General features: G+C 68.9%; 28 protein-coding genes. 11 read left to right on the forward strand and 17 right to left on the reverse strand.

Annotation, left to right across the window (positions count from 1 at the left end; all coding sequences use genetic code 11):
* Positions 1-14: 14 nt before the first annotated feature.
* Both OG205_RS37010 and OG205_RS37015 read right to left on the reverse strand, forming a co-directional pair.
* Positions 15-2,189 carry an FtsX-like permease family protein gene (locus tag OG205_RS37010; protein ID WP_330272487.1) on the reverse strand — a complete coding sequence of 725 codons (2,175 nt, stop codon included), beginning with the start codon at positions 2,187-2,189 and terminating at the stop codon, positions 15-17.
* On the reverse strand, positions 2,186-2,860 hold the full coding sequence (locus tag OG205_RS37015; protein ID WP_330272488.1) for an ABC transporter ATP-binding protein: 675 nt from the start codon (positions 2,858-2,860) through the stop codon (positions 2,186-2,188). Before OG205_RS37015 ends, OG205_RS37010 begins: the two co-directional genes overlap by 4 nt.
* Before the next feature lie 109 nt (positions 2,861-2,969).
* Here OG205_RS37015 and OG205_RS37020 point away from each other — a divergent pair, with 109 nt between their 5' ends.
* The 3 genes from OG205_RS37020 to OG205_RS37030 are packed head-to-tail and all read left to right on the forward strand — an operon-like array spanning position 2,970 to position 4,914.
* Positions 2,970-4,100 carry a sensor histidine kinase gene (locus OG205_RS37020; RefSeq protein ID WP_330272489.1) on the forward strand — a complete coding sequence of 377 codons (1,131 nt, stop codon included), beginning with the start codon at positions 2,970-2,972 and terminating at the stop codon, positions 4,098-4,100.
* The gene (locus OG205_RS37025) at positions 4,097-4,723 is read left to right on the forward strand and encodes a response regulator transcription factor (RefSeq protein ID WP_330272490.1); all 627 of its coding nucleotides are present in this window, start codon (positions 4,097-4,099) and stop codon (positions 4,721-4,723) included. Before OG205_RS37020 ends, OG205_RS37025 begins: the two co-directional genes overlap by 4 nt.
* On the forward strand, positions 4,720-4,914 hold the full coding sequence (locus OG205_RS37030; RefSeq protein ID WP_330272491.1) for a hypothetical protein: 195 nt from the start codon (positions 4,720-4,722) through the stop codon (positions 4,912-4,914). The genes OG205_RS37025 and OG205_RS37030 overlap by 4 nt, the downstream gene beginning before the upstream one ends.
* 5 nt (positions 4,915-4,919) lie before the next feature.
* Here the strand turns inward: OG205_RS37030 and OG205_RS37035 are convergent, their stop codons facing one another.
* The 9 genes from OG205_RS37035 to OG205_RS37075 form a co-directional block, all read right to left on the reverse strand.
* The gene (locus OG205_RS37035; RefSeq protein ID WP_330272492.1) at positions 4,920-5,783 is read right to left on the reverse strand and encodes an aldehyde dehydrogenase family protein; all 864 of its coding nucleotides are present in this window, start codon (positions 5,781-5,783) and stop codon (positions 4,920-4,922) included.
* Complete coding sequence (locus tag OG205_RS37040; RefSeq protein ID WP_330272493.1) at positions 5,776-7,203, reverse strand: aldehyde dehydrogenase family protein; 1,428 nt, start codon at positions 7,201-7,203, stop codon at positions 5,776-5,778. The genes OG205_RS37035 and OG205_RS37040 overlap by 8 nt, the downstream gene beginning before the upstream one ends.
* Before the next feature lie 4 nt (positions 7,204-7,207).
* Positions 7,208-8,164 (reverse strand): deoxyribose-phosphate aldolase, encoded by a 957-nt coding sequence (gene deoC / locus OG205_RS37045; protein ID WP_330272494.1) that lies wholly within the window; start codon positions 8,162-8,164, stop codon positions 7,208-7,210.
* Between the two features lie 88 nt (positions 8,165-8,252).
* Positions 8,253-8,897: a DUF1707 SHOCT-like domain-containing protein gene (locus OG205_RS37050; protein ID WP_442916639.1), complete on the reverse strand. Its 645-nt coding sequence runs from the start codon at positions 8,895-8,897 to the stop codon at positions 8,253-8,255.
* A 19-nt stretch (positions 8,898-8,916) separates the two neighbouring features.
* Positions 8,917-9,114, reverse strand: a complete 198-nt coding sequence (locus tag OG205_RS37055; RefSeq protein WP_330272495.1) for a hypothetical protein — start codon at positions 9,112-9,114, stop codon at positions 8,917-8,919.
* Positions 9,115-9,214: 100 nt separating this feature from the next.
* Positions 9,215-9,979: a hypothetical protein gene (locus tag OG205_RS37060; protein ID WP_330272496.1), complete on the reverse strand. Its 765-nt coding sequence runs from the start codon at positions 9,977-9,979 to the stop codon at positions 9,215-9,217.
* The gene (locus OG205_RS37065; protein WP_330272497.1) at positions 9,979-10,458 is read right to left on the reverse strand and encodes a SigE family RNA polymerase sigma factor; all 480 of its coding nucleotides are present in this window, start codon (positions 10,456-10,458) and stop codon (positions 9,979-9,981) included. Before OG205_RS37065 ends, OG205_RS37060 begins: the two co-directional genes overlap by 1 nt.
* Positions 10,459-10,520: 62 nt before the next feature.
* Positions 10,521-11,513, reverse strand: coding sequence for a Gfo/Idh/MocA family protein (locus OG205_RS37070; protein ID WP_330272498.1), 993 nt, complete (start codon positions 11,511-11,513; stop codon positions 10,521-10,523).
* Positions 11,514-11,547: 34 nt separating this feature from the next.
* Positions 11,548-12,195: a maleylpyruvate isomerase N-terminal domain-containing protein gene (locus OG205_RS37075; RefSeq protein ID WP_330272499.1), complete on the reverse strand. Its 648-nt coding sequence runs from the start codon at positions 12,193-12,195 to the stop codon at positions 11,548-11,550.
* Between OG205_RS37075 and upp the strand changes: the two genes are divergently transcribed.
* Together upp and OG205_RS37085 are read left to right on the forward strand one after the other, a co-directional pair.
* On the forward strand, positions 12,194-12,817 hold the full coding sequence (gene upp, locus OG205_RS37080) for a uracil phosphoribosyltransferase (RefSeq protein WP_319975090.1): 624 nt from the start codon (positions 12,194-12,196) through the stop codon (positions 12,815-12,817). The genes OG205_RS37075 and upp overlap by 2 nt on opposite strands.
* Before the next feature lie 96 nt (positions 12,818-12,913).
* Positions 12,914-14,212: a glycoside hydrolase family 18 protein gene (locus OG205_RS37085; protein WP_330272500.1), complete on the forward strand. Its 1,299-nt coding sequence runs from the start codon at positions 12,914-12,916 to the stop codon at positions 14,210-14,212.
* A gap of 91 nt (positions 14,213-14,303) precedes the next feature.
* Here OG205_RS37085 and OG205_RS37090 read toward each other — a convergent pair whose 3' ends face one another.
* A complete protein-coding gene (locus OG205_RS37090; protein WP_330272501.1) occupies positions 14,304-14,903 on the reverse strand; it encodes a TetR/AcrR family transcriptional regulator in 600 nt (199 codons plus the stop codon).
* Between the two features lie 55 nt (positions 14,904-14,958).
* Between OG205_RS37090 and OG205_RS37095 the strand changes: the two genes are divergently transcribed.
* From OG205_RS37095 to OG205_RS37110, 4 genes are read left to right on the forward strand one after another with little or no spacing between them, the layout of a single operon-like run.
* Positions 14,959-15,165 (forward strand): ribbon-helix-helix protein, CopG family, encoded by a 207-nt coding sequence (locus OG205_RS37095; RefSeq protein WP_093591654.1) that lies wholly within the window; start codon positions 14,959-14,961, stop codon positions 15,163-15,165.
* 32 nt (positions 15,166-15,197) lie between these two features.
* Entirely contained in the window at positions 15,198-15,584 is a 387-nt protein-coding gene (locus OG205_RS37100; protein ID WP_330272502.1) for a type II toxin-antitoxin system death-on-curing family toxin, read from the forward strand.
* 34 nt (positions 15,585-15,618) lie between these two features.
* Positions 15,619-15,996, forward strand: a complete 378-nt coding sequence (locus OG205_RS37105) for a MerR family transcriptional regulator (protein ID WP_093591660.1) — start codon at positions 15,619-15,621, stop codon at positions 15,994-15,996.
* Between the two features lie 47 nt (positions 15,997-16,043).
* On the forward strand, positions 16,044-16,964 hold the full coding sequence (locus tag OG205_RS37110) for an aldo/keto reductase (RefSeq protein WP_330278310.1): 921 nt from the start codon (positions 16,044-16,046) through the stop codon (positions 16,962-16,964).
* 70 nt (positions 16,965-17,034) lie between these two features.
* Here the strand turns inward: OG205_RS37110 and OG205_RS37115 are convergent, their stop codons facing one another.
* The gene (locus OG205_RS37115; protein ID WP_330272503.1) at positions 17,035-17,484 is read right to left on the reverse strand and encodes a flavodoxin family protein; all 450 of its coding nucleotides are present in this window, start codon (positions 17,482-17,484) and stop codon (positions 17,035-17,037) included.
* 8 nt (positions 17,485-17,492) lie between these two features.
* A complete protein-coding gene (locus tag OG205_RS37120) occupies positions 17,493-17,957 on the reverse strand; it encodes a hypothetical protein (protein WP_330272504.1) in 465 nt (154 codons plus the stop codon).
* Between the two features lie 20 nt (positions 17,958-17,977).
* Here OG205_RS37120 and OG205_RS37125 point away from each other — a divergent pair, with 20 nt between their 5' ends.
* Together OG205_RS37125 and OG205_RS37130 are read left to right on the forward strand one after the other, a co-directional pair.
* The gene (locus OG205_RS37125) at positions 17,978-18,604 is read left to right on the forward strand and encodes a class I SAM-dependent methyltransferase (RefSeq protein WP_330272505.1); all 627 of its coding nucleotides are present in this window, start codon (positions 17,978-17,980) and stop codon (positions 18,602-18,604) included.
* Between the two features lie 21 nt (positions 18,605-18,625).
* Positions 18,626-18,964: a hypothetical protein gene (locus tag OG205_RS37130; protein ID WP_319975097.1), complete on the forward strand. Its 339-nt coding sequence runs from the start codon at positions 18,626-18,628 to the stop codon at positions 18,962-18,964.
* Here the strand turns inward: OG205_RS37130 and OG205_RS37135 are convergent.
* From OG205_RS37135 to OG205_RS37145, 3 genes are read right to left on the reverse strand one after another with little or no spacing between them, the layout of a single operon-like run.
* Positions 18,957-20,558 (reverse strand): phospho-sugar mutase, encoded by a 1,602-nt coding sequence (locus OG205_RS37135; RefSeq protein WP_330272506.1) that lies wholly within the window; start codon positions 20,556-20,558, stop codon positions 18,957-18,959. The two genes, OG205_RS37130 and OG205_RS37135, sit on opposite strands and share 8 nt — an antisense overlap.
* The gene (locus OG205_RS37140; RefSeq protein ID WP_319975099.1) at positions 20,555-21,346 is read right to left on the reverse strand and encodes a purine-nucleoside phosphorylase; all 792 of its coding nucleotides are present in this window, start codon (positions 21,344-21,346) and stop codon (positions 20,555-20,557) included. Before OG205_RS37140 ends, OG205_RS37135 begins: the two co-directional genes overlap by 4 nt.
* A gap of 9 nt (positions 21,347-21,355) precedes the next feature.
* Positions 21,356-22,993, reverse strand: a complete 1,638-nt coding sequence (locus OG205_RS37145) for a serine/threonine-protein kinase (RefSeq protein ID WP_330272507.1) — start codon at positions 22,991-22,993, stop codon at positions 21,356-21,358.
* Positions 22,994-23,021: the final 28 nt, after the last annotated feature.

Consider the following 23,021-nt stretch of genomic DNA (forward strand, 5'->3'; position numbering starts at 1 on the left):
CTTCCGGCCGAGTACTACTCCGCCGCGTAATCCCGGGGGCTGATACCGCGTAGTACCGGACCGCACGCCAGAGCCGCCACCAGCGCGACCACGACGCCGACGCCCACCGGGGCGATCACCCACGGCGTGATCGGCATTTCACCGTGGCCCACCAGTCCGCGCGCAAGAGTGAGCAGTCCGAGGCCCACGACAATTCCCGCACCACACGCCGCGATTGTGACGGCGACCACCGGCAGCATCACTTCCCGGCGCAATGCGTGAGCCAGCACACGAATCGGAGTACCTGCCGCGATCAACGCGCCGAAAGTGCGCCTGCGGTCGATCACCGACCCGGCCGCGGCCACCGCCGCGCCGATGCCGCCGAGCACCGCCGCGATGGAGAGGCCGATGATCGTGGCCCGCTGCAGGTCCGCCAGCAGCGTGTCGCCGAGGAGACCCCGTTGCTCACCGTCCACCAGCCGCACGCCCGGCAACGTGCCGATCAGCGCGGTGTGCACGGTGTCGCGGTTCTCCGGCGTCGTCGGCACGCCGACCATCGACACGTCACCCGCCAGTGACGGCAGCAGACCGCGGTCGATGACCGCGCTCACCCGGCCACCGCCCTCGAAAGGCCGCCTCTCGTACTGCGCCGGCAGCTGCGCGATCAGCGGGTCCTTGCCGCTGGATCTGAACTCGTTGCCCTGCAACGGTCCTGACGAGTAGACGGCGGGTCCGGCCTGGCAGTGGAGGCCGATCAGCACCTGCGCGACGTCGGCACAGTCGCCGACGACGACGTACATGCCGTAGTCGCCACTCCTGATCGTGCCGTCGAGCATCGTGACGATCGGTGCCGAAGTCGCCAGGCGCAACGGCGTGATGTCGTGCGTCACCTGCTCCGCCACGATCGCGTTCTCCAGCCATGTCGAGTCGCGATACGGGACCTGGCTCTCCAGCCCCGGCAGCATCGTGAGTGCCATCGAGCCGGTGAACACGGCGATCACCACGCCCGCCGAGCCGCGGAACGCCGCCACCGGGTCACCGGCGAGCCTGCGTCCGGCCAGCAACGTCGACGGTCGGCGCCACCGCCCGACGAAGAACCTGCCGACCCACGCGGTGAGCACGGGCCCTGCCAGCACCAGCGCGAGCGCCACCGCGCCGAGGCCGAGGAGCACGACGGTGAACTGGCCGTCGCCGCTGGACTGTTGCGCGTACACGATGCCGAGGAAGAACACGCCCAGCGCGCCGGCCATGGTCAGCAGCCGCCACGACCTGACCTTGCGCTTCGCCTCCGCCGCGAGCGGCTGGTTCACCACGCGCCGCAGTCCCATGATCGCGGCCCCGACGACCAGCAACGGCGCGAGCACGGCCACCGCCGCCACGACCGCGGGTTCCGGCACGAAGTCGCCGGGATACCAGGTGCCGCCCTCCCACGGGACCTGGGCGGTGATGTGGCTGAACGGCTGTGCCAGCACCACACCCAGCACGCTGCCGACGACCGCGCCGATCGCGGTCTCGACGGCGGTCATCACCACGACCTGCCGCGGACTGGCGCCGGCGAGCCTGAGCGCGGCGAGGCGCCGTTCCCGTTTCGCCGCGGTCAGCCTCGCGGCCGAGGCGACCAGCACCAGACACGGCACGACCAGCACCACGAGCCCGACGCGCGTGAGCAGGTAGAGCATGCCGTGGTAGTCGTCGCGGTACGAGCCGGCGCCGCCCCGCAGATCGGCCGCGGGGTAGCCGTTCCCGACCTTCTCGTGGCCGATGATCGCGACGAGTTCGCCGGGGAACTTGAGCGCCTCCGGCCCCAGTTCCGCGATCTGCCTGCCGGGGAAGCGGTTGCCGAGTTCTTCCGGCGGGGTGTTCCGCACGAGGTCCGCGAGCGCGGGCGACAGCAGCACCTCGCCCGCCTCCGGGAACTGGGAGATGCCGGCCGCGACCGGGACGGCGCCCTGTTCGGTGCGAGCGACGTCGAACCGTTCGATGAGCCTGCCATCGTACGAATCCTGGTTCATGGCAACGGAAATGGCGCCCTTGTCGGCTTGGCCGATTCCGTCGCGCCACGCCGTGCGGTCGGCGCGCGCCTGCAGGCCGTTCGGTGCGGCGAGCAGCCACAGGACCAGTGACACCGCGATCATCACGCCGAGCGCGACCAGCACGGTCGCGACCTGGCTGCGGCGGTCCCTGCGCAGCACCGCGAGAGCGATCCTCACGCGGACACCCCCGCGGCGATCTTGCCGTCCTGGATCTCGACGACGCGCAACGCCCGGTCCGCGATCGCCTTGTCGTGCGTGACGATCACGATCGCCGCGCCGGTCTCCTCCGCCGCCTGCAGGAGCACGGTCATCATCTCCTGGCCGGTGCGCGTGTCGAGGGCGCCGGTCGGTTCGTCCGCGAAGATCACCCGCGGGCTGTGCGCGAGGGCCCGCGCGATCGCGACCCGTTGCGCCTGCCCGCCGGAGAGCTCACTCGGCAGCCGCTTCTCCATGCCCTGCAGGCCGAGCCGCGAAAGCCACAGCCTTGCCGCGCCGAGCGACTCCGCGCGCGAACCGCCGGCGAGCAGCATCGGCAGCGCCGCGTTCTCCTCTGCGGTCAGTTCGGCCACGAGCATGCCCGACTGGAACACGAACCCGAACGCCGTGCGCCGCAGCGCGCTGCGTCCTGTCTCGTTCAGCTCGCCGATCGCCCGCCCGTCCAGGAACACCTCGCCGCCGTCGGCGCGCAGGATGCCGGACAGCACGTGCAGGAGCGTCGTCTTGCCGGACCCGGACGGACCGACGACCGCCAGCACGTCCCCGGCCTTGATGTCGATGTCCACCCCGGCGAGCGCGTGCACGTCGCCGTAGGTCTTGACCAGGCCACGAGCGGCCAGAACCGAATTCATGTTCCTCAAGGTGCCGTGCACGGAGCCGGAAAACCTCAGCCTTGACGACACACCGGATCAGCCGGATGACCGAGGCCGTGGAGGTGTGGTGGTCCTACCGTTGTCTCCCGTGGACAGTCATCGGGGCCAATGGCCGATCGCCGCCGTTCTCGCCTTGCTGATGCTCGGCGAGCTCCTTCTGATGAGCGGGGGCGGGAGCCCCGAGGCGCTGGTGTGGCTGATGACCGTGCCGGTGTGCATCGTCGCCGTCACGTCGTTCAAGTCGCGTGCCTTCACCATCCCGGTGGCGGTCGCGTCGATCTTCCTGTCGTCGTTCGTGATCCGGCTCTTCAACGTCAACCTGCCGACGCTGCTGAGTCCGCTGACCGTCGCCGAGACCGCCGCGTGCCTGGTCATCACGGCCGTCGTCGTCCGAGAGGAACCCCGCCGCGCCGCCACGTGGTCGGTCGGCTCGCTGGTCGCCGTGAGCTTCTTCGCCGCCATCGTCCGCGACAACTGGCTCTCGTCGAGCAACTACAACGAGATGCTCGGCTCGCTCGTGCTGGGCTTCACCGCCATCGGCACAGGCCTGTACTTCCGCGCCCGCGACACTGAGGGCGGTCGCCTGATCGCCGCCGCCGTCACCGACGCGCAGAAGGAAGAACGCATCGCCCTGGCCCGTGAACTGCATGACGTCGTCGCCCACCATGTGACGGGCATGCTCGTGCAGGCCCAGGCCGCGCTGGAGGTCTCCGACGACGACCCGCGGGCCGCCCACCGCCTGCTGCCCGGCATCGTCCGTTCGGGCACCGAGGCCCTGGGCGCGATGCGCCGGCTCGTCGGCACGCTGCGCCAGGGTGAGAACGAGGCCGCCACCACCGACCTGGCCGCCGACGTCATCTCGGCCGTCGAACGCACTCGCGAGTTCGGCTTCGACACCCGCCTGCGCATCGACCTGCCCGACGAGGTGCCGCCGGAGCTCGGCCGGTCGGTGCTGCGCCTGGTCCAGGAGTCGCTCACCAACGTGCACAAACACGCCGTGTCGCCCACGATGATCGACGTGGAGATCTCCCGGACGCCCGGTGGGGCGTTGCGCGTGATCGTCGCCGACGACGGGCAGCTGCACGAGCTGAACCAGGGTGGCTACGGTCTCGTAGGTATGCGTGAGAGGGTCGACCTGCTGGGCGGCCTGTTCTCCGCGGGTCCGCGTGAGCACGGCTGGCAGGTGCTCGCCGAGCTACCCCTGGAAGGGAAGAAGTGATCTCGGTCCTCATCGCCGACGACCAGGAGATGGTCCGCGTCGGCTTTCGGATGATCCTGGAGAAGCAGCCGGACATCACCGTCGTCGCCGACGTTCCCGACGGGATCTCGGCCGTCACCGCCGCTCGTGAGCTCAAGCCCGACGTGGCCCTGTTGGACATCCGCATGCCGGGGATGGACGGGCTCGAGGTGACCAAGAAGCTGTCGCCCACGACGAAGGTCGTCGTGGTGACGACGTTCGATCTGGACGAGTACGTGCACACGGCGCTGGAGAACGGGGCTTCCGGGTTCCTGACCAAGGACGCCGGGCCGGCTCTGCTGGTGGAGGCCGTGCGCGCCGCCGCCGCGGGGAACGCGCTGATCTCGCCTCAGGTCACCGTGCGGATGCTGGAACACTTCGCCCGGCCTGCCCAGCGGCCCGACCTGTCGCTGCTCACGGCTCGCGAGCAGGACGTGGTCCGGGAGGTGGCGCGAGGGCTCAGCAACCAGGAGATCGCTTCGTCGCTGTTCCTGTCGCTGTCCACGGTGAAGACGCATCTGGCTTCCGTGCAGACCAAGCTGAACGTGCGCAACCGCGTCGGGATCGCTTCCTGGGCGTGGCGCGCGGGGCTGGTGAACTCGTGACAGCCGAGTTCCCGACCTCGATCGGCAAGGTCGCGACCCGTGAGCTGACGGCCCACGGGTACACGACGTTCGACTCGCTGACGAAGGTGTCCGCGAAGACGTTGCTGAAGATCCACGGCGTCGGTCCGAAGGCGATCAGGATCCTCGGCGAGGAGCTGGCGGCGCAGGGCAAGGCCTACGCCGCCGACTAGCTTCCCTAAACGCCCATCGGGTGCCAGACCGTCTTCGTCTCCAGGAACGCGCGCAGGCGCGACATGTCCGGCGTCACGGTGAAGTCCTCGCTGGGCTTGTTGCGCAGCACGCGCTTCACGGTGCCGGCGGCCGACCGCTCCAGGTCCGCGCGGATCGACTCCGGTGCGCCGGTGAGGTCCAGCGCGTTCACGTCGCCGTGCGAGGCCAGCCACGGGGCGATCTCCGCGGTGCGGCCGGTGATGATGTTGACGACGCCGCCGGGGACGTCGCTGGTGGCCAGCACCTCGGACAGCGTGATCGCGGGGAGCGGGCGGTCCTGCGAGGTGATGACCACGCAGGTGTTGCCGGACGCGATCACCGGTGCGATCACCGAGATCAGGCCGAGCAGCGACGACTGCTGCGGGGCCAGGACGGCGACCACGCCCGTCGGTTCGGGGGTGGAGAACGAGAAGTACGGGCCCGCCACCGGGTTCGAGGAACCCAGGACGGCCGCGATCTTGTCGGTCCAGCCCGCGTACCAGACCCAGCGGTCGATGGCGGTGTCCACAAGGGACTGCGCCTTCTTCGCCTGGACGCCCTCGGAGGTGGCGACCTCGGCGATGAACTGCTCGCGGCGGCCTTCGAGGACCTCGGCCACGCGGTACAGGACCTGGCCCCGGTTGTAGGCCGTGGTGCCGGACCAGCCCGCGAAAGCCTTGCGGGCGGCGGAAACCGCGTCACGCGCGTCCTTGCGGGAGCCCTGCGCCGCGTTGGCGAGGAACGTGCCCTTCGCGTCGGCCACCGGGTAGCTGCGGCCCGACTCGGAGCGCGGGAACTTGCCACCGATGTAGAGCTTGTAGGTCTTCGCGACCGTGAGTCGATCAGACATCGAGGTAGGCCTCCAGACCGGTGCGGCCGCCCTCACGGCCGAAGCCCGACTCCTGGTAACCGCCGAACGGGGCGGTCGGGTCGAAGCGGTTGAACGTGTTGGACCAGACGACGCCGGCGCGCATGCGTTGTGCCATCCAGAGAATGCGCGAGCCCTTCTCCGTCCAGATACCGGCGGACAGGCCGTACGGCGTGTTGTTCGCCTTGGCCACGGCCTCTTCCGGCGTGCGGAACGTCAGTACGGAGAGCACCGGGCCGAAGATCTCCTCACGGGCGATGCGCATCGCCTGCGACACACCGGAGAACACGGTCGGGGCGAAGAAGAAACCCTTGTCCGGCAACGGGCAGGAGGACGTCCAGCGGGTGGCACCCTCGGCCTCGCCCGACTCGGTCAGCTCCTTGATCTTGGTGAGCTGCTCGCGGGAGTTGATCGCGCCGACGTCGGTGTTCTTGTCGAGCGGATCGCCCACGCGCAGGGTGGAGACGCGCGCGTGCAGCTTCTCCAGGAGCTCGTCGGCGATGGACTCCTGCACGAGCAGGCGGGATCCGGCGCAGCAGACGTGGCCCTGGTTGAAGAAGATGCCGTTGACGATGCCCTCGACGGCCTGGTCGAGCGGGGCGTCGTCGAACACGATGTTCGCCGCCTTGCCGCCCAGTTCCAGCGTGAGCTTCTTCGACGTGCCCGCGAGCTGACCCTGGATGATCTTGCCGACGTCGGTCGAGCCGGTGAAGGCGACCTTGTTGACGTCCTCGTGCCCGACGAGCGCGGCGCCGACGTCACCGGCGCCCGGGATGATGTTCACGACGCCCGGCGGCAGGTCGCACTGCTGGATGATGTCCGCCAGCACCAGCGCGGTGAGCGGGGTGGTCTCGGCGGGCTTGAGCACGACGGTGTTGCCGCACGCCAGTGCCGGCGCGATCTTCCACGCGGCCATCAGCAGCGGGAAGTTCCACGGGATCACCTGACCGGCGACACCCAGCGGCTTCGGGTCGGGCCCGTAGCCCGCGTAACCGAGCTTGTCCGCCCAGCCCGCGTGGTAGAAGAAGTGCGAGGCCGCCGTCGGGATGTCGGTGTCGCGCGACTCCTTGATCGGCTTGCCGTTGTCGAGCGACTCCAGCACCGCGAGCTCACGGCCGCGTTCCTGGATCTGCCGCGCGATCCGGTAGATGTACTTGGCCCGTTCGGATCCGGGCATCTTCGACCACACGCGGTCGTAGGCCTTGCGTGCGGCCTTGATCGCGGTGTCCACATCGGACTGGCTCGCGGTCGAGACCTCCGCGAGCACCTCCTCGGTGGCCGGGTTGATGGTCTTGAGCGGCTCGCCGGTGCCCTCGACGAACTTGCCGTCGACGAACATCTTGTAGCTCGGCTTGAGGTTCGCGATGTCCCGCGACTCGGGCGCGGGGGCGTATTCCCACATGTCTTCAGTCCACCGTCACGTAGTCCGGGCCGCTGTAGTGGCCGTCCAACTGGGTCCGACGCTGCATGAGCAGGTCGTTGAGCAACGTCGACGCGCCGAACCGGAAGAGGTGCGGGTCGAGCCACTCCGGACCGGCCACCTCGTGCACGGCCACCAGGTACTTGATCGCGTCCTTGGTCGTGCGGATGCCACCGGCGGGCTTCACCCCGCGCAGCTCACCCGTCAGGTCCTTCCAGTCCCGCACCGCCTGCAGCATCACGTGCGTCACCGGCAACGTCGCGGCGGGCTGCACCTTGCCGGTCGACGTCTTGATGAAGTCACCGCCGGCCAGCAGCGCGAGCCACGACGCGCGGCGCACGTTGTCGTACGTCACGAGCTCGCCGGTCTCCAGGATGACCTTGAGGTGCGCGTCCCCGCAGGCTTCCTTGACCTTGACGATCTCCTCGAACACCAGCCCGTACCGGCCGCTCAGGAACGCGCCGCGGTCGATCACCATGTCGACCTCGGCCGCGCCCTGCTCGACGGCGAACCGGGTGTCGGCCAGCTTGATGTCGATCGTGCTGCGCCCACTGGGAAACGCCGTCGCGACGCTGGCGACGTTGACGCCGGTGCCCTTGAGGTCGTCGGCCGCCGTCTTCACCATGTCCGGGTAGACGCAGACCGCCGCGACCCTCGGCACGTCGGGCCGCTCGGGATCGGGCCTGCGCGCCTTGGCGGCGAGACCGCGCACCTTGCCGGGAGTGTCAGCGCCTTCCAGCGTCGTCAGGTCCACCATGCTGATCGCCAGGTCGATGGCGTGCAGCTTCGAGGCCTTCTTGATGCTCCGCGTGCCGAGGCCCGCGGCTCGTTGCTCGACGCCGACCTGGTCGACGCCGGGGAGCCCGTGCAGGAAACGCCGCAGCGACGATTCGTCGCGCACGGCGTCAGCCAGGGCCGACGGCAGTGTCGTTGGAGCAGCCATGCCTGGGAGTCTAAGCGGAATGGGACGCCCGTCCTAAGTGACGAAGTTCGCCCTGGTCAGACGTGCTTAATGCTCGTTCACCACAACCTCAATCGAGCAGTTCGCGCAGGATGCTCGACTTCTTCCTCTTCGGCCCCTTCACTTCCACGCCGCCCATGAGCGCAAGCCCGGTGATCCGCACCGTAGGCGCGCCGGGAATGTAGCGGCGCCCAGGCGCGCGGTCCTCGAACGCGCCCATGAACCCGAATCCGTCGACCTTCACGTTGATGTCGTCGGGCACGCGGATCTCGACGCCGCCCCAGAACGCGAAGACGCTGATGGTGACCTCGGCCTCGGCGAAGCTCGCGTGGGTGAGGTCCAGCTCGATGCCGCCCATGACGGCGACGGCGTTGTGCAGGCGCGGGACGACCCACTGGCCCTTGCGGTTGACGCCGGACCAGAAGGCCACGGACACCGCGCTGCCGGGCTGGCCGCCGATGCGGTCGCCCACCGCCGGCTGGTACTGCGGCACGGCCGGGGTCTGCGGCAGGCCGCTCAGCACCAGGTCGGCGGTGATGGGAACGAGTTCGCCGTACGTCTTCGCGGCATAAACCGCCACGAGTCGTTCGTCCAGCTCGTGGATGTCGAGGCGGCCTTCGGCGGTCGCCTTGTGCAGCACCTGCGCGATCCGTTCCCGGTCCGCGTCGGAGGCCCGCATGTGACTCTGGTCAGCCGGTACCAGCTCGTCGCTCACCCGATCGAGTCTAGAACGCTCACTTGCGGTTCGGTGCGTACTTGATGGTGATCGCGAAAGCGATCACCAGGAATGCGGCGAGCGCCGCCGCGAGGGCCGGGCTGTAGCCCCACGTCAGCGGCAGCACGCCGATCAACACGGCGAGTGACCCCGAAACACCCAGGATGACCAGCGGGGATTCACACAATTGCTGGACGGGCTTCTGTTCGATCGTCACCGTTCGCACCTCCACGTCTCAACTGGCTAAGAGACTCTTCGGAGCTGCTTTGGCGGTTCTTTACTCCCGGATCGGGTTGTGCGGGCCCCTGATCAGGTGGTCATCGGAACGGGTTGGTCACCGGAGGGTCGGCTCGCCGCAGCGACTTCTCCAGCGCCTCCACCTCCGCCTGGGGTGCGTGGCCCTGCACGAAGCCGACGCCACCGCGAAGAGCGATCCGCACGCTGTTCTCGAACTCCAGCTGGACGTCGCCCTCGTCGTCGAAGACGCGGTTGAGCTTCCAGGAGGTCTCCACGGTGTACGGGACCTTGATCTCGATGTGCTCGCCGAACGTCAGGTTCGCCGCCAGCCGTCGGGTCCGGTCGCGGTCGTCGGGGAAGCCCTCGACCCTCACGACCGCCCACGCGCCCGGTGACCACTCGAGTGCCAGCGAGTCGCCGTTCCACCTCGCGCGCATGCCGTTGATGTCCGGCAAGGGCTCACCCGCGGCATAGCGGAAGCTGTCCGCGGTGAAGACGTTGACGCTTCCCTTCTGGTCTCCGCCGCCCACCGGCTTCAGGAAGATCACCTGCACGTCCCGCCCGGTGATGTAGCTCGACGGCCGCAGCCCGTCGGTCTCGCGCACGCTCACGTTGCGCACCAACGGATCGAACCCCGAACCGGCCGCCGGAGGCGTTCCGCCAGGCCGGACCAGCAGCGGCACCACGCCGGCGACGATCAGCACGAGCACCCCGGCCGTCGCCACCCGCAACGACTTCGTGCGCTTCCCGGTCCTGATCGCCCGCGACACGCTGACCCCGTCCGACGCGGGCACCTCCACGGTCCGCAGCGACCCGAGCAGCCGGGCACCGTCCTCTTCGGACATCACTGAGTCACTCCCAACTGTGTGCGCAGGGCCGAGAGCCCGGCCGACGTCTGGCTCTTCACGGTGCCTTCCGAGCACTTCAGGGCACGCGCGACCTCGGCGACGGGCAGGTCGAACAGGAATCGCAGGACGAGCACCGCGCGCTGGCCCGGTGCCAGGCGCATCAGGGCGACCCGGACTTCCTCACGGGTCTCGACGTCCGGGTTCGCGGCGGCGCGCAGCTCGTCGACCCGGTCCAGCAGGCGCACCCGGCTCCACGGCCGCCTGCGCTCGTTGAGGAACGTGCGCACGAGGATCGTCCGCACGTACGCGTCGATGTTGTCGGCGGCCTTGGCTCTTCGCCAGTTCGTGTAGAGCCGCGTGATCGCGACCTGCACGACGTCATCGGCGCTGTGCACGTCGCCGCACAGCAGATATGCCGTGCGCCGCAACCAAGGCAGTGCCGCCGTGACGTACTCGGTGTACTCGTCGTCAGCCAACCCTCCCCCTTCCGTCCGCACTCAAGACACGGCGCGGTGCGGGGGAGGTTGGGTGACCTGGGTCACGGAGTCGGCTGGCGCAGCGGCAGTCCGGCCGCCCGGTAGATCGAGTCGATCACGGTCATGTTCTTCACGGCGTCGTCCGCGGTCGTCGGGAACGGCTTGCCGTGCAGCACGGCGTCGGTGAACGCGTCGAGCTGGTAGGCGTACGTCGCGCGCTTCCCGAACGTCTCCGACGACTTCTTGTCCTTGAGCTTCAGCGACAAGCGGTGCAACGTCTGCGGGCCGAGCGGGTTGAAGACGCTCAACGTGCCGTTCTCGCCGATCGCCTTCATCGACAGCTTCAACACGGTCGACGACCACAGCGACGCGTGCACGGAACCCGTGTGGCCAGAAGGAAAGCGCAGCGAGGCACGCATCGCGCGGTCGATGGAAGGCCCGCGCAGCAACGCTTTCGCGGACCGCACCTCGGGCTCTTCGTCGCCCAGCAGCCGTGCCATGTGCACGGCGTAGCAGCCGGCGTCCATCATCGCGCCGCCCGCGAGCGAGTAGTCGTAACGGATGTTGGAGAACATCGGCAGCGGGAAGCAGACCGAGGCCTCGACGTGCCGCAACGGGCCGAGCACGCCGGAGGAGATGATCTCGGCGACGCGCATCGCCAGCGGGTGGTAGCGGTAGTGGAACGCCTCCATCACCACCAGGCCGGACGCGTCGGCAGCCTTGGCGACGGAAGCGGCCTCGGCGGCGTTCGCGGTGAACGGCTTCTCGCACAGCACGTGCTTTCCGGCTTCCAGTGCGGCCAGCGTCCACTTGCCGTGCAGGCCGTTGGGCAGCGGGTTGTAGACGGCGTCGACCGCAGGGTCCGCCAGCAGGTCCTCGTACGAGCCGTGCACGCGCGCAATGCCGTGCTTGTCGGCGAAGGCCTTGGCCTTGTCGGCCGATCGCGCTGCCACGGCCACGACTTCGGCGACCGTCGAAGAGCGGGCCGGACGGATGACAGCGGATGGCGCGATCATGGCCGCGCCGAGCACTCCGATGCGCACGTGGTCTGTCACGCGGCCGACCCTACACCTCTTCAGTTAACGGCGTTTACTCCACAAGGTCGGTCTCTCTGGAGGGGAAGAACGGGATCTTCTCGATCGGCGACCGGTCCGACCAGTTCCACGACTCCATCTGGGCGCGTGAGCGCCTGCCGAAGAACGCGCGCCACAGTTCGTAACCCTCGACCTCCAGCGTGATCGGGCCGTCGCCGAGGTCGCCGAACTCGGTCTTCACCGTCACGTCCGTCAGTCTGCGCGGCGCGATCCACACCAGGGTCGGCTGCCACACGGCGTCCGGCAGGCGTTCCCGGCCGAGTGCCGCGCGCAGGTCGGCCTCGTGCGTGATCGCGTCCAGCGCGAGCTGGTACGGGATGCGCGGCATTTCGCCGATCTTGTCGCCGAAGACGTTCCACTGCTCCAGCAGGTCGTCCACCGGAACGTCCGCGCGCTCGGCGACGTGCCGGGCCGTCCACTCGTCCGACGGTGCGCCCTCCATGCGTCCGGTGACCAGATCCGACGACTGGCCGGACAGGTGCGCGATCACTTGGTGCACGGTCCACTCAGGACAGGCGGGCACGGTCCGTTCGAGCTCGTCGGCGGTCAGGCCCATCGTCAGTCCGACGATGCGCTGACGTGCCTCGCGGTAGATCTCTTCGAACACCCCTAGCTCCTCCCAGCGGGTTACGGTGTCGAGCATGGACGTCCTGGTCGTCGATCATCCACTCGCCAAGGCGAGACTCACAACGATGCGTGACGCGCGCACGGACAATGCCGCGTTTCGCGCCGCGTTGCAGGAACTCACCGTGATGCTGGTCTACGAAGCGATGCGCGAGGCGCCGCTGAAGGAAGACCGCACGCACACACCGGTAGCCCGTACCACCGGTTACAAGCTCGCAAACCCGCCGCTGCTGGTGCCGGTGCTGCGGGCCGGGCTCGGCATGGCCGACCAGGCGCACAAGCTGATCCCGGACGCCCAGATGGGGTTCGTCGGTCTTGCCCGCGACGAGGAGACGTTGCAGCCGACGCCGTACATGGAGTCGTTGCCGGAGGACCTCGCCGGACGCCCGGTGCTCGTGCTCGACCCGATGCTCGCGACCGGCGGTTCGATGGCGTACACGATCCGCCTGCTGACCCAGCGCGGCGCGACCGACGTGACGGCCGTGTGCGTGCTCGCGGCGCCCGAGGGAATCAATCACCTGGAGGACTCGAAGCTGCCGTGCCGTCTCATCACGGCGTCGGTCGACGAGAGGCTGAACGACTCGGGTTTCATCGTGCCGGGCCTGGGCGACGCCGGTGACCGACTGTACGGGGCGGTTTAGGACATACCTCCGATCGGACGTAGCAGTGGTCTAGACCTCAGGCCTATCGTGCTGTGGACCACACATCGCCGCTGCCGCGAACGAACTAGGAGACTCATGTCCAGACGGAGATGGGGTGTCGCCGCTCTCGCGGTCGGCGCCCTGTCCGCGTCGCTGGCCGTTGCGCCCGCGAACGCCGACGTCGAGACCAATGGGCACCACGGTTACTCGAAGACCCGCACCGTTGGGTACTTCATCCAGTGGGGCGTGTACGACCGGAACTTCCGCGTCAAGAACCTCGTGGACAGCGGGGCCGCCGCGCGGCTCACGCACCTGAACTACGCCTTCGGTTTCCTCGACGAGGCCGGCAAGTGCGTCAGTGCCGACCCGTGGGCCGACTGGCAGATGCCCTACACCGCGGAGCAGTCCGTCAGCGGCAAGGCCGACGAGGCAGGCCAGGCGCTGCTGGGCAACCTGAACCAGCTCAAGCAGCTCAAGGCCAAGTATCCCAAGCTGAGGATCAACATCTCGCTGGGCGGCTGGACGGGCTCGCGCTACTTCTCCAACGCCGCGCTGACGCCCGAGTCGCGTGCCGCGCACGTCAAGTCGTGCACCGACATGTGGATCAAGGGTGACCTGCCCGGTCTGCCCGCCGGCGCCGCGAAGGGCGTCTTCGACGGCATCGACCTCGACTGGGAGTGGCCGTCGAGCGCGGGCAACCCGACCCCGCCGAACGTCATTCGGCCAGAGGACAAGCAGAACTTCACCAAGCTGCTCGCCGAGTACCGCAAGCAGATGGGCTGGAACCGCGACCTGACGGCGTTCCTGCCGGCCGACCCGGTGCAGGTGGACCGCGGCTTCGAGGTCGCGAAGGTGTTCACCTACCTCACCTTCGGCACGTTGCAGGGCTACGACTACCACGGTGCCTGGGACGCCCCGGCGAACCAGCAGTCCGCGCTGCGGGTGCCCAAGGGCGACCCGGCGGAGTTCGAGTTCAGCTCCGAGGTGACGGTCGACGCGTGGCTCCGTCGCGGCGCTCCGCGGTCGAAGGCCGTGCTCGGCGTTCCGTTCTACGGCCGCGGCTGGGACGGCGTCGCCCCCGGCAAGCGCAACGGCCTGTTCGGCACCGGTGTGCCGGCGCCCGCCAAGTACGAGGCCGGTTACGAGGACTTCCACCGCATCAAGGCGAAGCTCTCCGAGCCCGGCAACGCGTACAAGATCTACCGCGACGAGCGGGCCGGCTTCGCGTGGATCTACGACGGCAAGACGTGGTGGACCTACGACGACGCGACCGAGATGAAGCGCAAGGCTCGCTACATCAACGACCGCAGGCTCGGCGGCGCGATGATCTGGTCGCTCGACGGCGACACCGCCAACGGCGAACTGATCAAGGCGCTCGACGGAGCCCTGAAGTAAGACCGCACCACCGAGACGGACTGTCCTAACCGGACAGTTCAGCGGGTCCGGGGAGGTTTCGCGGCGGCCGCCTCCCCGGATTCCGTGGTGCTCATAGGGTTTTCCCGGTTTCCGTGTGCCAGCCCCTGCCGTGCGCGCGCAACGCCAGTTCGTACGTGGCGGCCGCGTCGATGCCGGACGGCAGGTTCCCGTTGAGCTCCAGGCTCACCAGGCCGTGCGCGACGCCCCACATCGACATCGCGATCTGCTCGGGGTCCTCCGCGAGGTAGACGCCCTGCTCCACCGCGCGCCGCACCGCGTTGATCACCGGCGCGAACGTCCTGCCCGCCGCGCGGCTCATCTCCTTCGTCGGTTCGACGACCTTCGAGTAGAGCACCGAGTAGAACTGCGGGTCCTCCAGCGCGCTGCGCCGGTACGCGAGCCCGATCCGCAGCAGGTCCTCCGCGGGATCGCCGGTGACGGGCACCGCCGCGAGGTTCTTGCCGAACCTGGTGAACGCCTCGTCGTAGAGCGCCTCGAGCAGCGCTGGTTTTCCGCCGAAGAGGGAATAGACCGCAGTCGTCGAGGTGTTGACGTCCGTGGCGATCTTGCGCAGGCTCACCGCGGCGGGGCCCTCGGTGCTGAGCAACTCGCCCGCTCGTTCGAGCAGACGTCGTCGCAGAGCGTCGTCGTGGGTCTTGGGCCGGGGCATCACGCAATCCTATCGGCCGCTGGCCTGGGTGGTATCAGGTTGATACCGTCCCTCCATGGCGATGACCTTGCGGTTGACCGAGGAGGAGAACCTGCGGCTCGCTGAACTGGCGCAGTCCGAGGGGCGCTCCAAGCAGGAGGTCGTGCGGCTGGCGATCGCGGATCGTTACCAGCGCATGCAGCAGGAGGAGAAGCTCGGCGAGGTGCTCGGGCGAGTCCTGCCGAAGTACCGAAGTCTTTTGGATAGGCTCGGTTCTTCCTGAATCTGTCAGACCTCTGTGATCAACTGGGTGCCGTGATCTCCTACCTCGACGCCGGGGACCTCTTAGTGCTGGCCACGGCCGTGACCGGTGGCGATCTCCTCGTCAGGGACATCGGCCTGCTGGACACGGCGGCCTACCGTCCCCGCGCCACCGTGCTCGGCGTGGAGGCCTACGACACGCTGTGGCTGAAGTCCTCCGCTCTGCTCGACTCGATCGTCCGAACCCGCCCTCTGGTCGAGGGCAACTGGCGGCTCGCCTGGGTCGCCGCCGTCACGATGTGCGACATCAACGGCTACTGGATCGACGCCGACGAGGACGACGCGCTCGGCCTCGTCCGCTCCCTGGGGCGCGACAAGATCGATGTCCCGGAGATGGCCGGTCATCTCGAAGCGTGGGGACTCCCGAAGGATTCCGCTTGACCTAGAGTGCACTCCAGGTCTTAGCGTCGAACCCGTGAGTTACTCGATAGCCCAAGCCGCGCAGCGCAGTGGGTTGTCCATCGACACCCTGCGCTACTACGAACGAATCGGGCTCGTCGACCCGCCGGCGCGTGACTCGGGCGGCCGTCGCAGCTACTCGGAGGAGGACCTCGGCTGGCTGGCCTTCGTGACGCGCCTGCGCACGACCGGCATGCCGATCCGCATGATGCGCGAGTTCGCGCAGCTCAGGCACCACGGCGATCTGACGGCAGGCCGCCGCAAGCAAATCCTCGTCGAGCACCGAGGTGACGTCCGCGCCCGCATCGCGGAGCTGCAGACGTGCCTGGAGGTGCTCGACTACAAGATCGACCACTACGCGGTGGTCGAGCAGGACTTGGAGGCGACGGCGTGAGCCGTTTGTTGGGATCGCTCGAGGTCGGGCCGCAGGGGCTCGGCTGCATGGGAATGTCGGAGTTCTACGGCGCCGGCGACGAGTCGGAGTCGATCGCGGTGATCCACCGGGCCCTGGAGCTCGGCGTGACGCTGATCGACACGGCCGACATGTACGGGCCTCACGTGAACGAGGAACTGGTGGGCCGCGCGATCGCGGACCGTCGTTCCTCGGTGGTGCTGGCCACGAAGTTCGGCATCGTCCGCGACGAAGGCGGCGGCCGTGCTGTGCGTGGCGACCGTGCGTACGTGCGGTCGTCGGTCGAGGGTTCGTTGAAGCGCCTCGGTGTGGACGCGATCGACCTGTACTACCTGCACCGGGTGCCGGCGGACACCCCGATCGAGGAGACCGTCGGCGCGATGGCCGAGCTGGTCACCGAGGGCAAGGTGCGGTTCCTCGGCCTGTCCGAGGCGGGCGCCGACACGCTGCGCCGCGCTCATGCCGTGCACCCGATCACCGCTCTGCAGAGCGAGTGGTCGCTGTGGTCGCGCGACATCGAGGCCGAGATCGTGCCCACGGCCCGTGAGCTGGGCGTCGGAATCGTGCCGTACTCGCCTCTCGGGCGTGGCGTGCTGACCGGTCGTTTCACCTCCGCTGCGGACTTCGGCGCCGGGGACTTCCGGGGCTTCGCACAGCCGCGGTTCACCGGCTCGAACCTCGACGCGAACCTCAAGATGGTGGAGGCGCTGCGCGCTCTGGCGGCGGACCGCGGCGTGACCGCCGGTCAGCTGGCGCTGGCGTGGGTGCAGCACCGCGGGCAGGACGTCGTGCCGATCCCGGGGACGAAGCGGCTCAAGTACCTGGAGGAGAACGTGGCGGCGGCGTCGCTGGAGCTGTCCGCCGACGATCTCGCCGCGATCGAGGCCGCCGTGCCCGCTTCCGCCGTTGCCGGAGACCGGTATCCGGACATGAGCTCGATCGGTCGATAGAACATACGTTCGAACATATCCCCAGGGTTGTCCACAGGTTGGGGACAAGAGGCTGTGGACAACCCTGGGTTCATGTGGACAACTGGGCCGCGACGGTGGCGCCGAGCTCCCAGCACACCTCCAGGTCGGCCTTCGCGGGTTCGCCCGTGACGACCACGTGCTGCGTCGCCTTCTCCCAGCCCAACCCGGTCGTGGCGGTCTCCACGCTGCGCACCGCACCCGCCGTGTCGTTGTTTCCGTGCACGTAGAGCCCGAACGGCCTGCCACGCGTGGAGTCGAGACACGGGTAGTAGACGGTGTCGAAGAAGTGCTTCAACGCACCGCTCATGTAGCCGAGGTTCGCGGGCGTGCCCAGCAGGTAGCCGTCGGCTTCCAGGACATCCACAGCGGTTGTGGACAACGCGGCCCTGCGCACGAGTTCGACGCCCTCGATCTCGGGTGTGGACGCGCCGGCGACCACGGCCTCGAACATCGCCTGCAGGGCGGGCGACGGCGTGTGGTGGACGAGAAGCAGCCTCATGACCACTCTTAGTACCACTCGAAGTCGGGGTCGGTCGGCTCCTCGTCGTCCACACCGATCGCCTTGAGCTGCTCGCTGGTGACGATCTCGCCGTTGTCCGGCTTGGCCAGGGCCAGGATCATCTCGGCGAGATCGACGTGCCTCTCCTGCGACTGCCGGTGCAGCCCGGCCAGTTCCTCGCAGACCTCCAGCGTGCCGGTGCCCTCGACCCGCTTGTAGAGCAGACCGCCCTCCAACATCCCGGAGAGCGGATGGGTGTTGCTGCGATACGAGTGCGCGACGCTGTTGAAGAAGAACCGCAGGGCCGGTTCGCCCTCCAGACTGAAGCCGAACAGGTGCCTCAGCCCGCGCAGCAGCTCCTCGTGGTGGGTCTTCAGTCGTGCGGCGAGCGACTCCGGCGGAGTGGGCCCGAACTCGGGCATCCTGTGTGCTTTGAGGTAGGCGAGCGCGAGATCACGCCGCGTGTAGTCCATGGGCGGCAAGATAGTTGACCATGACCCGCGCCTCCTACGACATTGTCGCCGCCAGCTATGCCCAGCTCATCCCGGACGCGCACGACGGCCGTCCGCTCGACGCCGCGATCATGCGCGCGTTCGCCGAGCTCACCGGCGGCCCGGTCGCGGACCTCGGCTGCGGCACCGGCCGCATCACCGGGCACCTGCACGAACTCGGCCTCGACGCGTTCGGCATCGACCTGTCCGACGGCATGCTCGATCAGGCGAGGAGGCTGTACCCGCACCTCACGTTCACCCAGGGCGACATCACGAAGCTGGACCTGGAAGACGACGGCCTCGGCGGCGCCGTCGTCTGGTACTCCACGGTCCACATGCCCGCGAGCGAGGTGCCGTGGCGGGAGTTCCACCGGGTCCTCGAACCTGGCGGGTACCTGTTGCACGCCTTCAAGCTGGGTGATCGGAAGGGACACCTCACGCACGCGTACGGCCACGACGTGGACCTCTACGTCCACTGGCACGACATCGACGAGACCGTGACCAACGCGACCGAAGCCGGGTTCAACGAAGTGGCACGCCTGCAACGTCAGAAGGGTGTGGACGAAGGCGGGCCGCAGGCGTTCTTGTTGCTCCAGAAACGGAACCCCGCCACGGGAAGCACGTCCTAAAGGGTGTACACAGGAGGGACCATGAAGACCACCGCCCTAATGCACACCAGCCCTCGGCAGCGCCGCATCACCTGGGGTTTCGGCCTTGCGATCAGCATCGGGATGATCGGCATCGGGCCCCTTTTCGCGTCGCTGTGGCCGGGGTTCGACCACAGCCCGTGGGACGTCAACACGATGCTGCTCGGACTCGGCGTGGGGCTCTGCGCGATCGCGTACATCTTCGGGCGGATCGCCGTCGCGGCGGTCACCGAGGGACGCCGCAACGCGGTGTCCCCGCCGACCAGAAGGGCCTACTTCGTGGCCGGCGGGGGTTTCGCACTCGCCGTGCTCGCGCTGACGATCGCGCTGATGTCTAGCTGACGAGCGCCGTCACCCGTTCCCGCAGTTCAGCCAACCGGGCCCTACCTGACGCACGGGCGGACTCCAGTCCGTCCGTGACCGGTTCCACGACCTCCAGGTAGGCCTTGAGCTTCGGCTCGGTGCCGGACGGTCGCACGATCACGCGCACACCTTCCGCCGTCCACCGCAGCACGTCCGCGCCGGGCAGCAGGTCCTCGGACGCGAAGTCCGCGGGCGGGTTCGCGCGCAGCCGGGTCATCGTCGCGCCGATCAGGCTCAAGTCGGTGTACCGCAAGGAGACCTGGTCGGTCAGATGCAGGCCGTGGTCCGTCGCGAGCTGGTCCAGCGCGTCCAGCAACGTGCGGCCGGAGGCCTTCAGACCGGCAGCCAGGTCAGCGGCGACGACGGCGGCCGAGATGCCGTCCTTGTCCGCGACGTGCACGGGATCGACGCAGTTGCCGAGCGCTTCCTCGTAGGCGAACACCAGACCCTCGCCCGCGCGCGCCAGCCACTTGAAGCCCGTCAACGTCTCCACGTACCGGGCACCGTGTGCGGCCGCGATCGACTTCAGCAGCGACGACGACACGATCGTCGTTGCCACCAACGGATCCGTGGACTCCGTGGTCGACAACACGAGCGAGCCGAGCAGCACGCCCGTCTCGTCGCCGCGAAGCATCCGCCACGTCTCGCCGTCCTTGACGCCGAGCGCGCACCGGTCCGCGTCGGGGTCCAGCGCGATGGCCAGGTCGGCATCCACTGACGCCGCAAGGGAAAGCAGCTCGTCGGACGCGCCGGGCTCCTCCGGGTTCGGGAACACCACGGTCGGGAAGTCCGGGTCCGGCACCGCCTGCGACCGCACCACGTGCACGTCGGTGAAACCCGCACGCCGCAACGCTTCCACGGCGAACGCGCCACCCACGCCGTGCATCGGCGTGAGCGCGATCTTCAACGAACGTGAGTTGCCGCGAGGCAGTGACGCCACCTGTTCCAGGTACGCGTCCACGTCGGCGTCGGAAACCGTGGTGTAGGTGACGTTGCGAGGCACGGACACCGCGGCCGGAACGGCCTCGATCGCCTTCTCGATCTCACCGTCCGCGGGCGGCACGATCTGCGAACCGCCGGTCAGGTAGAGCTTGTAACCGTTGTCCGCGGGCGGGTTGTGCGACGCGGTGATCTGAATCCCCGCCACCGCACCATGTGCGCGCACCAGGTACGCCAGCACGGGCGTAGGCAACGGTCCTGGCAGCACGCGCACGTCGAAGCCCGCGGCCGCCATCACCTCGGCGGCGGCCACGGCGAAGTCCTCCGAGCCGTGCCGGGCGTCCCGGCCCACGAACACCAGGCCGGACGTGCCGAGCCACGACGCCAGACCGGCCGTCGTGCGGACCACCGTGGCGACGTTCATGCCGTTCGTGCCCGCCCGCACCGGCCCGCGCAGCCCGGCGGTGCCGAACGTCAGCGGACCGGCCATGCGGTCCTGGAGGTCCTCCAACGCAGCGGCGTCACCGCCCATCGCCCGTGCCAACACGCCCTGCAGCTCGGTTCGAGTCGCGTCCGACGGGTCGTCGGCGATCCACCGGAACGTCGCGTCACGCAGTGCCGGCGGCAGGCTCATGCGCGGTCCACCAGCTCACGCAGCAGCGTGCCCATGCGCTGGGCGGCGGCGGCGCCGGCCTCCAGCACCTCCTGGTGGTTCAGCGGTTCGCCGGTGATGCCCGCCGCGAGGTTCGTGACCAGCGACAGACCGAACACCTCGACGCCCTCGGCACGTGCGGCGATCGCCTCGTGCACGGTCGACATGCCGACCAGGTCCGCGCCCATCGTGCGGAGCATCCGGATCTCGGCGGGCGTCTCGAAGTGCGGGCCCGGGAGTCCCGCGTACACGCCCTCCTCCAGCGACGGGTCGATCGCCTGCGCGACCTTGCGCAGCCGCGGCGAGTACAGGTCCGTGAGGTCCACGAACCGTGCGCCGACCAGCGGCGACACGGCCGTCAGGTTCAGGTGGTCGGAGATCAGCACGGGCTGCCCGACGGACATGCCCTGACGCAGACCACCGGCTGCGTTGGTCAGCACGACCGTGGACACGCCTGCGGCCGCGATGGTGCGCACGCCGTGAACGACCTTCTGGACGCCCTTGCCCTCGTAGCCGTGGGTGCGGCCGAGAACGATGAGGACCTTCTTGTCACCGACCTCGACGGAACGGATGGTGCCGCCGTGGCCGAGCGCGGTCGGCGCCTCGAAGCCCGTCAGCTCGCCCACCGGGATCTCGGTGACCGGTTCGCCGATCACGTCGGCGGCGGGCCGCCAGCCCGAGCCGAGCACGATGGCGATGTCGTGCTTCGCGTTGCCGGTGCGGCTCTGGATCTCTTCCGCGGCCTTGCCGGCCAGCTCTTCTGGAGTCACCGCGAGAGCTTAAACCGGTGCGAAGGTGGAGGCGATCGCGTCGAAGAGTCGCACGCGCGCCTCGTCCTCCTGCTCGGTCGGCACGATGACCTCGACCACCCACAGGTCGTTGCCGTAGGGGAGCAGGCGGGAGAAGTGCGACCGGCGCAGCGCGTTGGGTTCGTCACCCTCGACCGTCTTGTAGACGAACTGGACGCTGTTCTCGCTGCGCGGCCCCGCGAGGTCCGTCGTCGAGGTCGTCTCGCCGCCGAAGAACCTGCCGGGCCAGCGTCCCTGCACCCCGGCCACGTAGGTGTCGATGTCGCGCTTCGGGTAGTACTCGGGGAACCGCTGCACCGTCACCTCGTACGCGCCGCTGCCCGACACGAAGTGCACCATCGCCGAGACCGGGAACCGCTGGTCGGCGGCACGTTGTTCGGTGTAGACCGACCAGCTCTGCTCGACGTTCAGCGTGAACCTGCCGCCCTGGTCGCCGTTCGCCAGCACGGCCGAGACGGTGCGGGGCTGCAGGGTCGCCGACGTGGGCAGGGTCGGCAGGGTGGGCAGCGTCTGCTCGGCCGGCGGCAGCAGTGGCGCGCCCGCGGCCATCCTGGTCAGCGCGAACCCGCCGCCGGAGCCCGCCACGAACAGCAGGAGCGCCGCCACCAGGACGAACGTCGTGGCCACGCGCCCGCGTCGCTTCTCCGGCGCGATCGGCTTCGTGATCATGAACGGCAACGGGCCGGGGTCGTCGGCCAGCGGCGCGTCCGGCTCGATCTTCGGCTTGGGGCGCACGATGATCGGCACCTGCACCGGCTCGCGGACCTCGAACGCGTCCGTGCCAGGCTCCGGCAGCAGCGGGTAGACCTGCCTGCGCACGTCGACCAGCGACAGCCGCTCGGCCGGGTCCTTCTGCATCAACCCGCTGATCACCGGCGCGAGGCGTCCTGCCCCCGCCGGCACCGGCACGTCGCCGTGGATCACCGCGTTGATCGTCTGCATGACGTTGCGGCCCACGTACGGCGGCTCGCCGGACATCGCGGCCCACATCGTCGCGCCCAGCGACCACCTGTCCGCGGCCGCCGACACGTCACCGCCCTGAGCCACCTCCGGCGCGATGTACGCGGGAGTGCCGAGCGTGATGCCGCGCGCGGTCATCGTGGCCTCGGCGACGTTGCGCGCGATGCCGAAGTCCGTGAGCTTGACCCGGCCGTCGTCCGCGATGAGCACGTTGCCGGGCTTCACGTCCCGGTGCGTGATGCCGACCCGGTGCGCCGACGCCAGCGCCGCCGCGACCGCGTCCAGCACCGCCGCGCCCTGCTTCTCGGTGAGACAGCCCTGTTCCTGCAGCACCTCGCCGAGGCTGCGGGACGGCACCAGCTCCATCACCACGTACGGGTCGCCGTCCTGCTGCAGCACGTCGTAGAGCGTCACCAGGTTCGGGTGGGACAACGCGGCGACCGCACGCGCCTCGCGCATGGTCCGTTCGCGCAGCTGAGCGGCCTCGACCTCGGGCATGCCGGGGGACTGCAGGATGCCCTTCACCGCGACCTGCCTGCCCAGCACCTCGTCGTGAGCGGCCCACACGGTGCCCATCGAGCCCTGACCGAGCACGTGCAGCAGCCGATATCGATCCGCGATCAGGCGCTTCAGGTCACCTTTGTCCACGCCTCAATTGTTCCTGACACACTGACTG

This window comes from Lentzea sp. NBC_00516 (genome assembly GCF_036346835.1).
In the GTDB taxonomy this organism is placed as follows: Bacteria; Actinomycetota; Actinomycetes; order Mycobacteriales; family Pseudonocardiaceae; genus Lentzea; species Lentzea sokolovensis.

Excerpts from the sequence above, each read along its gene's own strand:
- OG205_RS37015 (WP_330272488.1), bottom strand. The coding sequence starts at position 2,860 with ATGAATTCGGTTCTGGCCGCTCGTGGCCTGGTCAAGACCTACGGCGAC.
- OG205_RS37035 (WP_330272492.1), bottom strand. The coding sequence starts at position 5,783 with ATGTCTGATCGACTCACGGTCGCGAAGACCTACAAGCTCTACATCGGT.
- OG205_RS37040 (WP_330272493.1), bottom strand. The coding sequence starts at position 7,203 with ATGTGGGAATACGCCCCCGCGCCCGAGTCGCGGGACATCGCGAACCTC.
- deoC (WP_330272494.1), bottom strand. The coding sequence starts at position 8,164 with ATGGCTGCTCCAACGACACTGCCGTCGGCCCTGGCTGACGCCGTGCGC.
- OG205_RS37060 (WP_330272496.1), bottom strand. The coding sequence starts at position 9,979 with ATGTCCGAAGAGGACGGTGCCCGGCTGCTCGGGTCGCTGCGGACCGTG.
- upp (WP_319975090.1), top strand. The coding sequence starts at position 12,194 with ATGGACGTCCTGGTCGTCGATCATCCACTCGCCAAGGCGAGACTCACA.
- OG205_RS37075 (WP_330272499.1), bottom strand. The coding sequence starts at position 12,195 with ATGCTCGACACCGTAACCCGCTGGGAGGAGCTAGGGGTGTTCGAAGAG.
- OG205_RS37085 (WP_330272500.1), top strand. The coding sequence starts at position 12,914 with ATGTCCAGACGGAGATGGGGTGTCGCCGCTCTCGCGGTCGGCGCCCTG.
- OG205_RS37090 (WP_330272501.1), bottom strand. The coding sequence starts at position 14,903 with ATGCCCCGGCCCAAGACCCACGACGACGCTCTGCGACGACGTCTGCTC.
- OG205_RS37095 (WP_093591654.1), top strand. The coding sequence starts at position 14,959 with ATGGCGATGACCTTGCGGTTGACCGAGGAGGAGAACCTGCGGCTCGCT.
- OG205_RS37110 (WP_330278310.1), top strand. The coding sequence starts at position 16,044 with ATGGGAATGTCGGAGTTCTACGGCGCCGGCGACGAGTCGGAGTCGATC.
- OG205_RS37115 (WP_330272503.1), bottom strand. The coding sequence starts at position 17,484 with ATGAGGCTGCTTCTCGTCCACCACACGCCGTCGCCCGCCCTGCAGGCG.
- OG205_RS37120 (WP_330272504.1), bottom strand. The coding sequence starts at position 17,957 with ATGGACTACACGCGGCGTGATCTCGCGCTCGCCTACCTCAAAGCACAC.
- OG205_RS37125 (WP_330272505.1), top strand. The coding sequence starts at position 17,978 with ATGACCCGCGCCTCCTACGACATTGTCGCCGCCAGCTATGCCCAGCTC.
- OG205_RS37130 (WP_319975097.1), top strand. The coding sequence starts at position 18,626 with ATGAAGACCACCGCCCTAATGCACACCAGCCCTCGGCAGCGCCGCATC.
- OG205_RS37135 (WP_330272506.1), bottom strand. The coding sequence starts at position 20,558 with ATGAGCCTGCCGCCGGCACTGCGTGACGCGACGTTCCGGTGGATCGCC.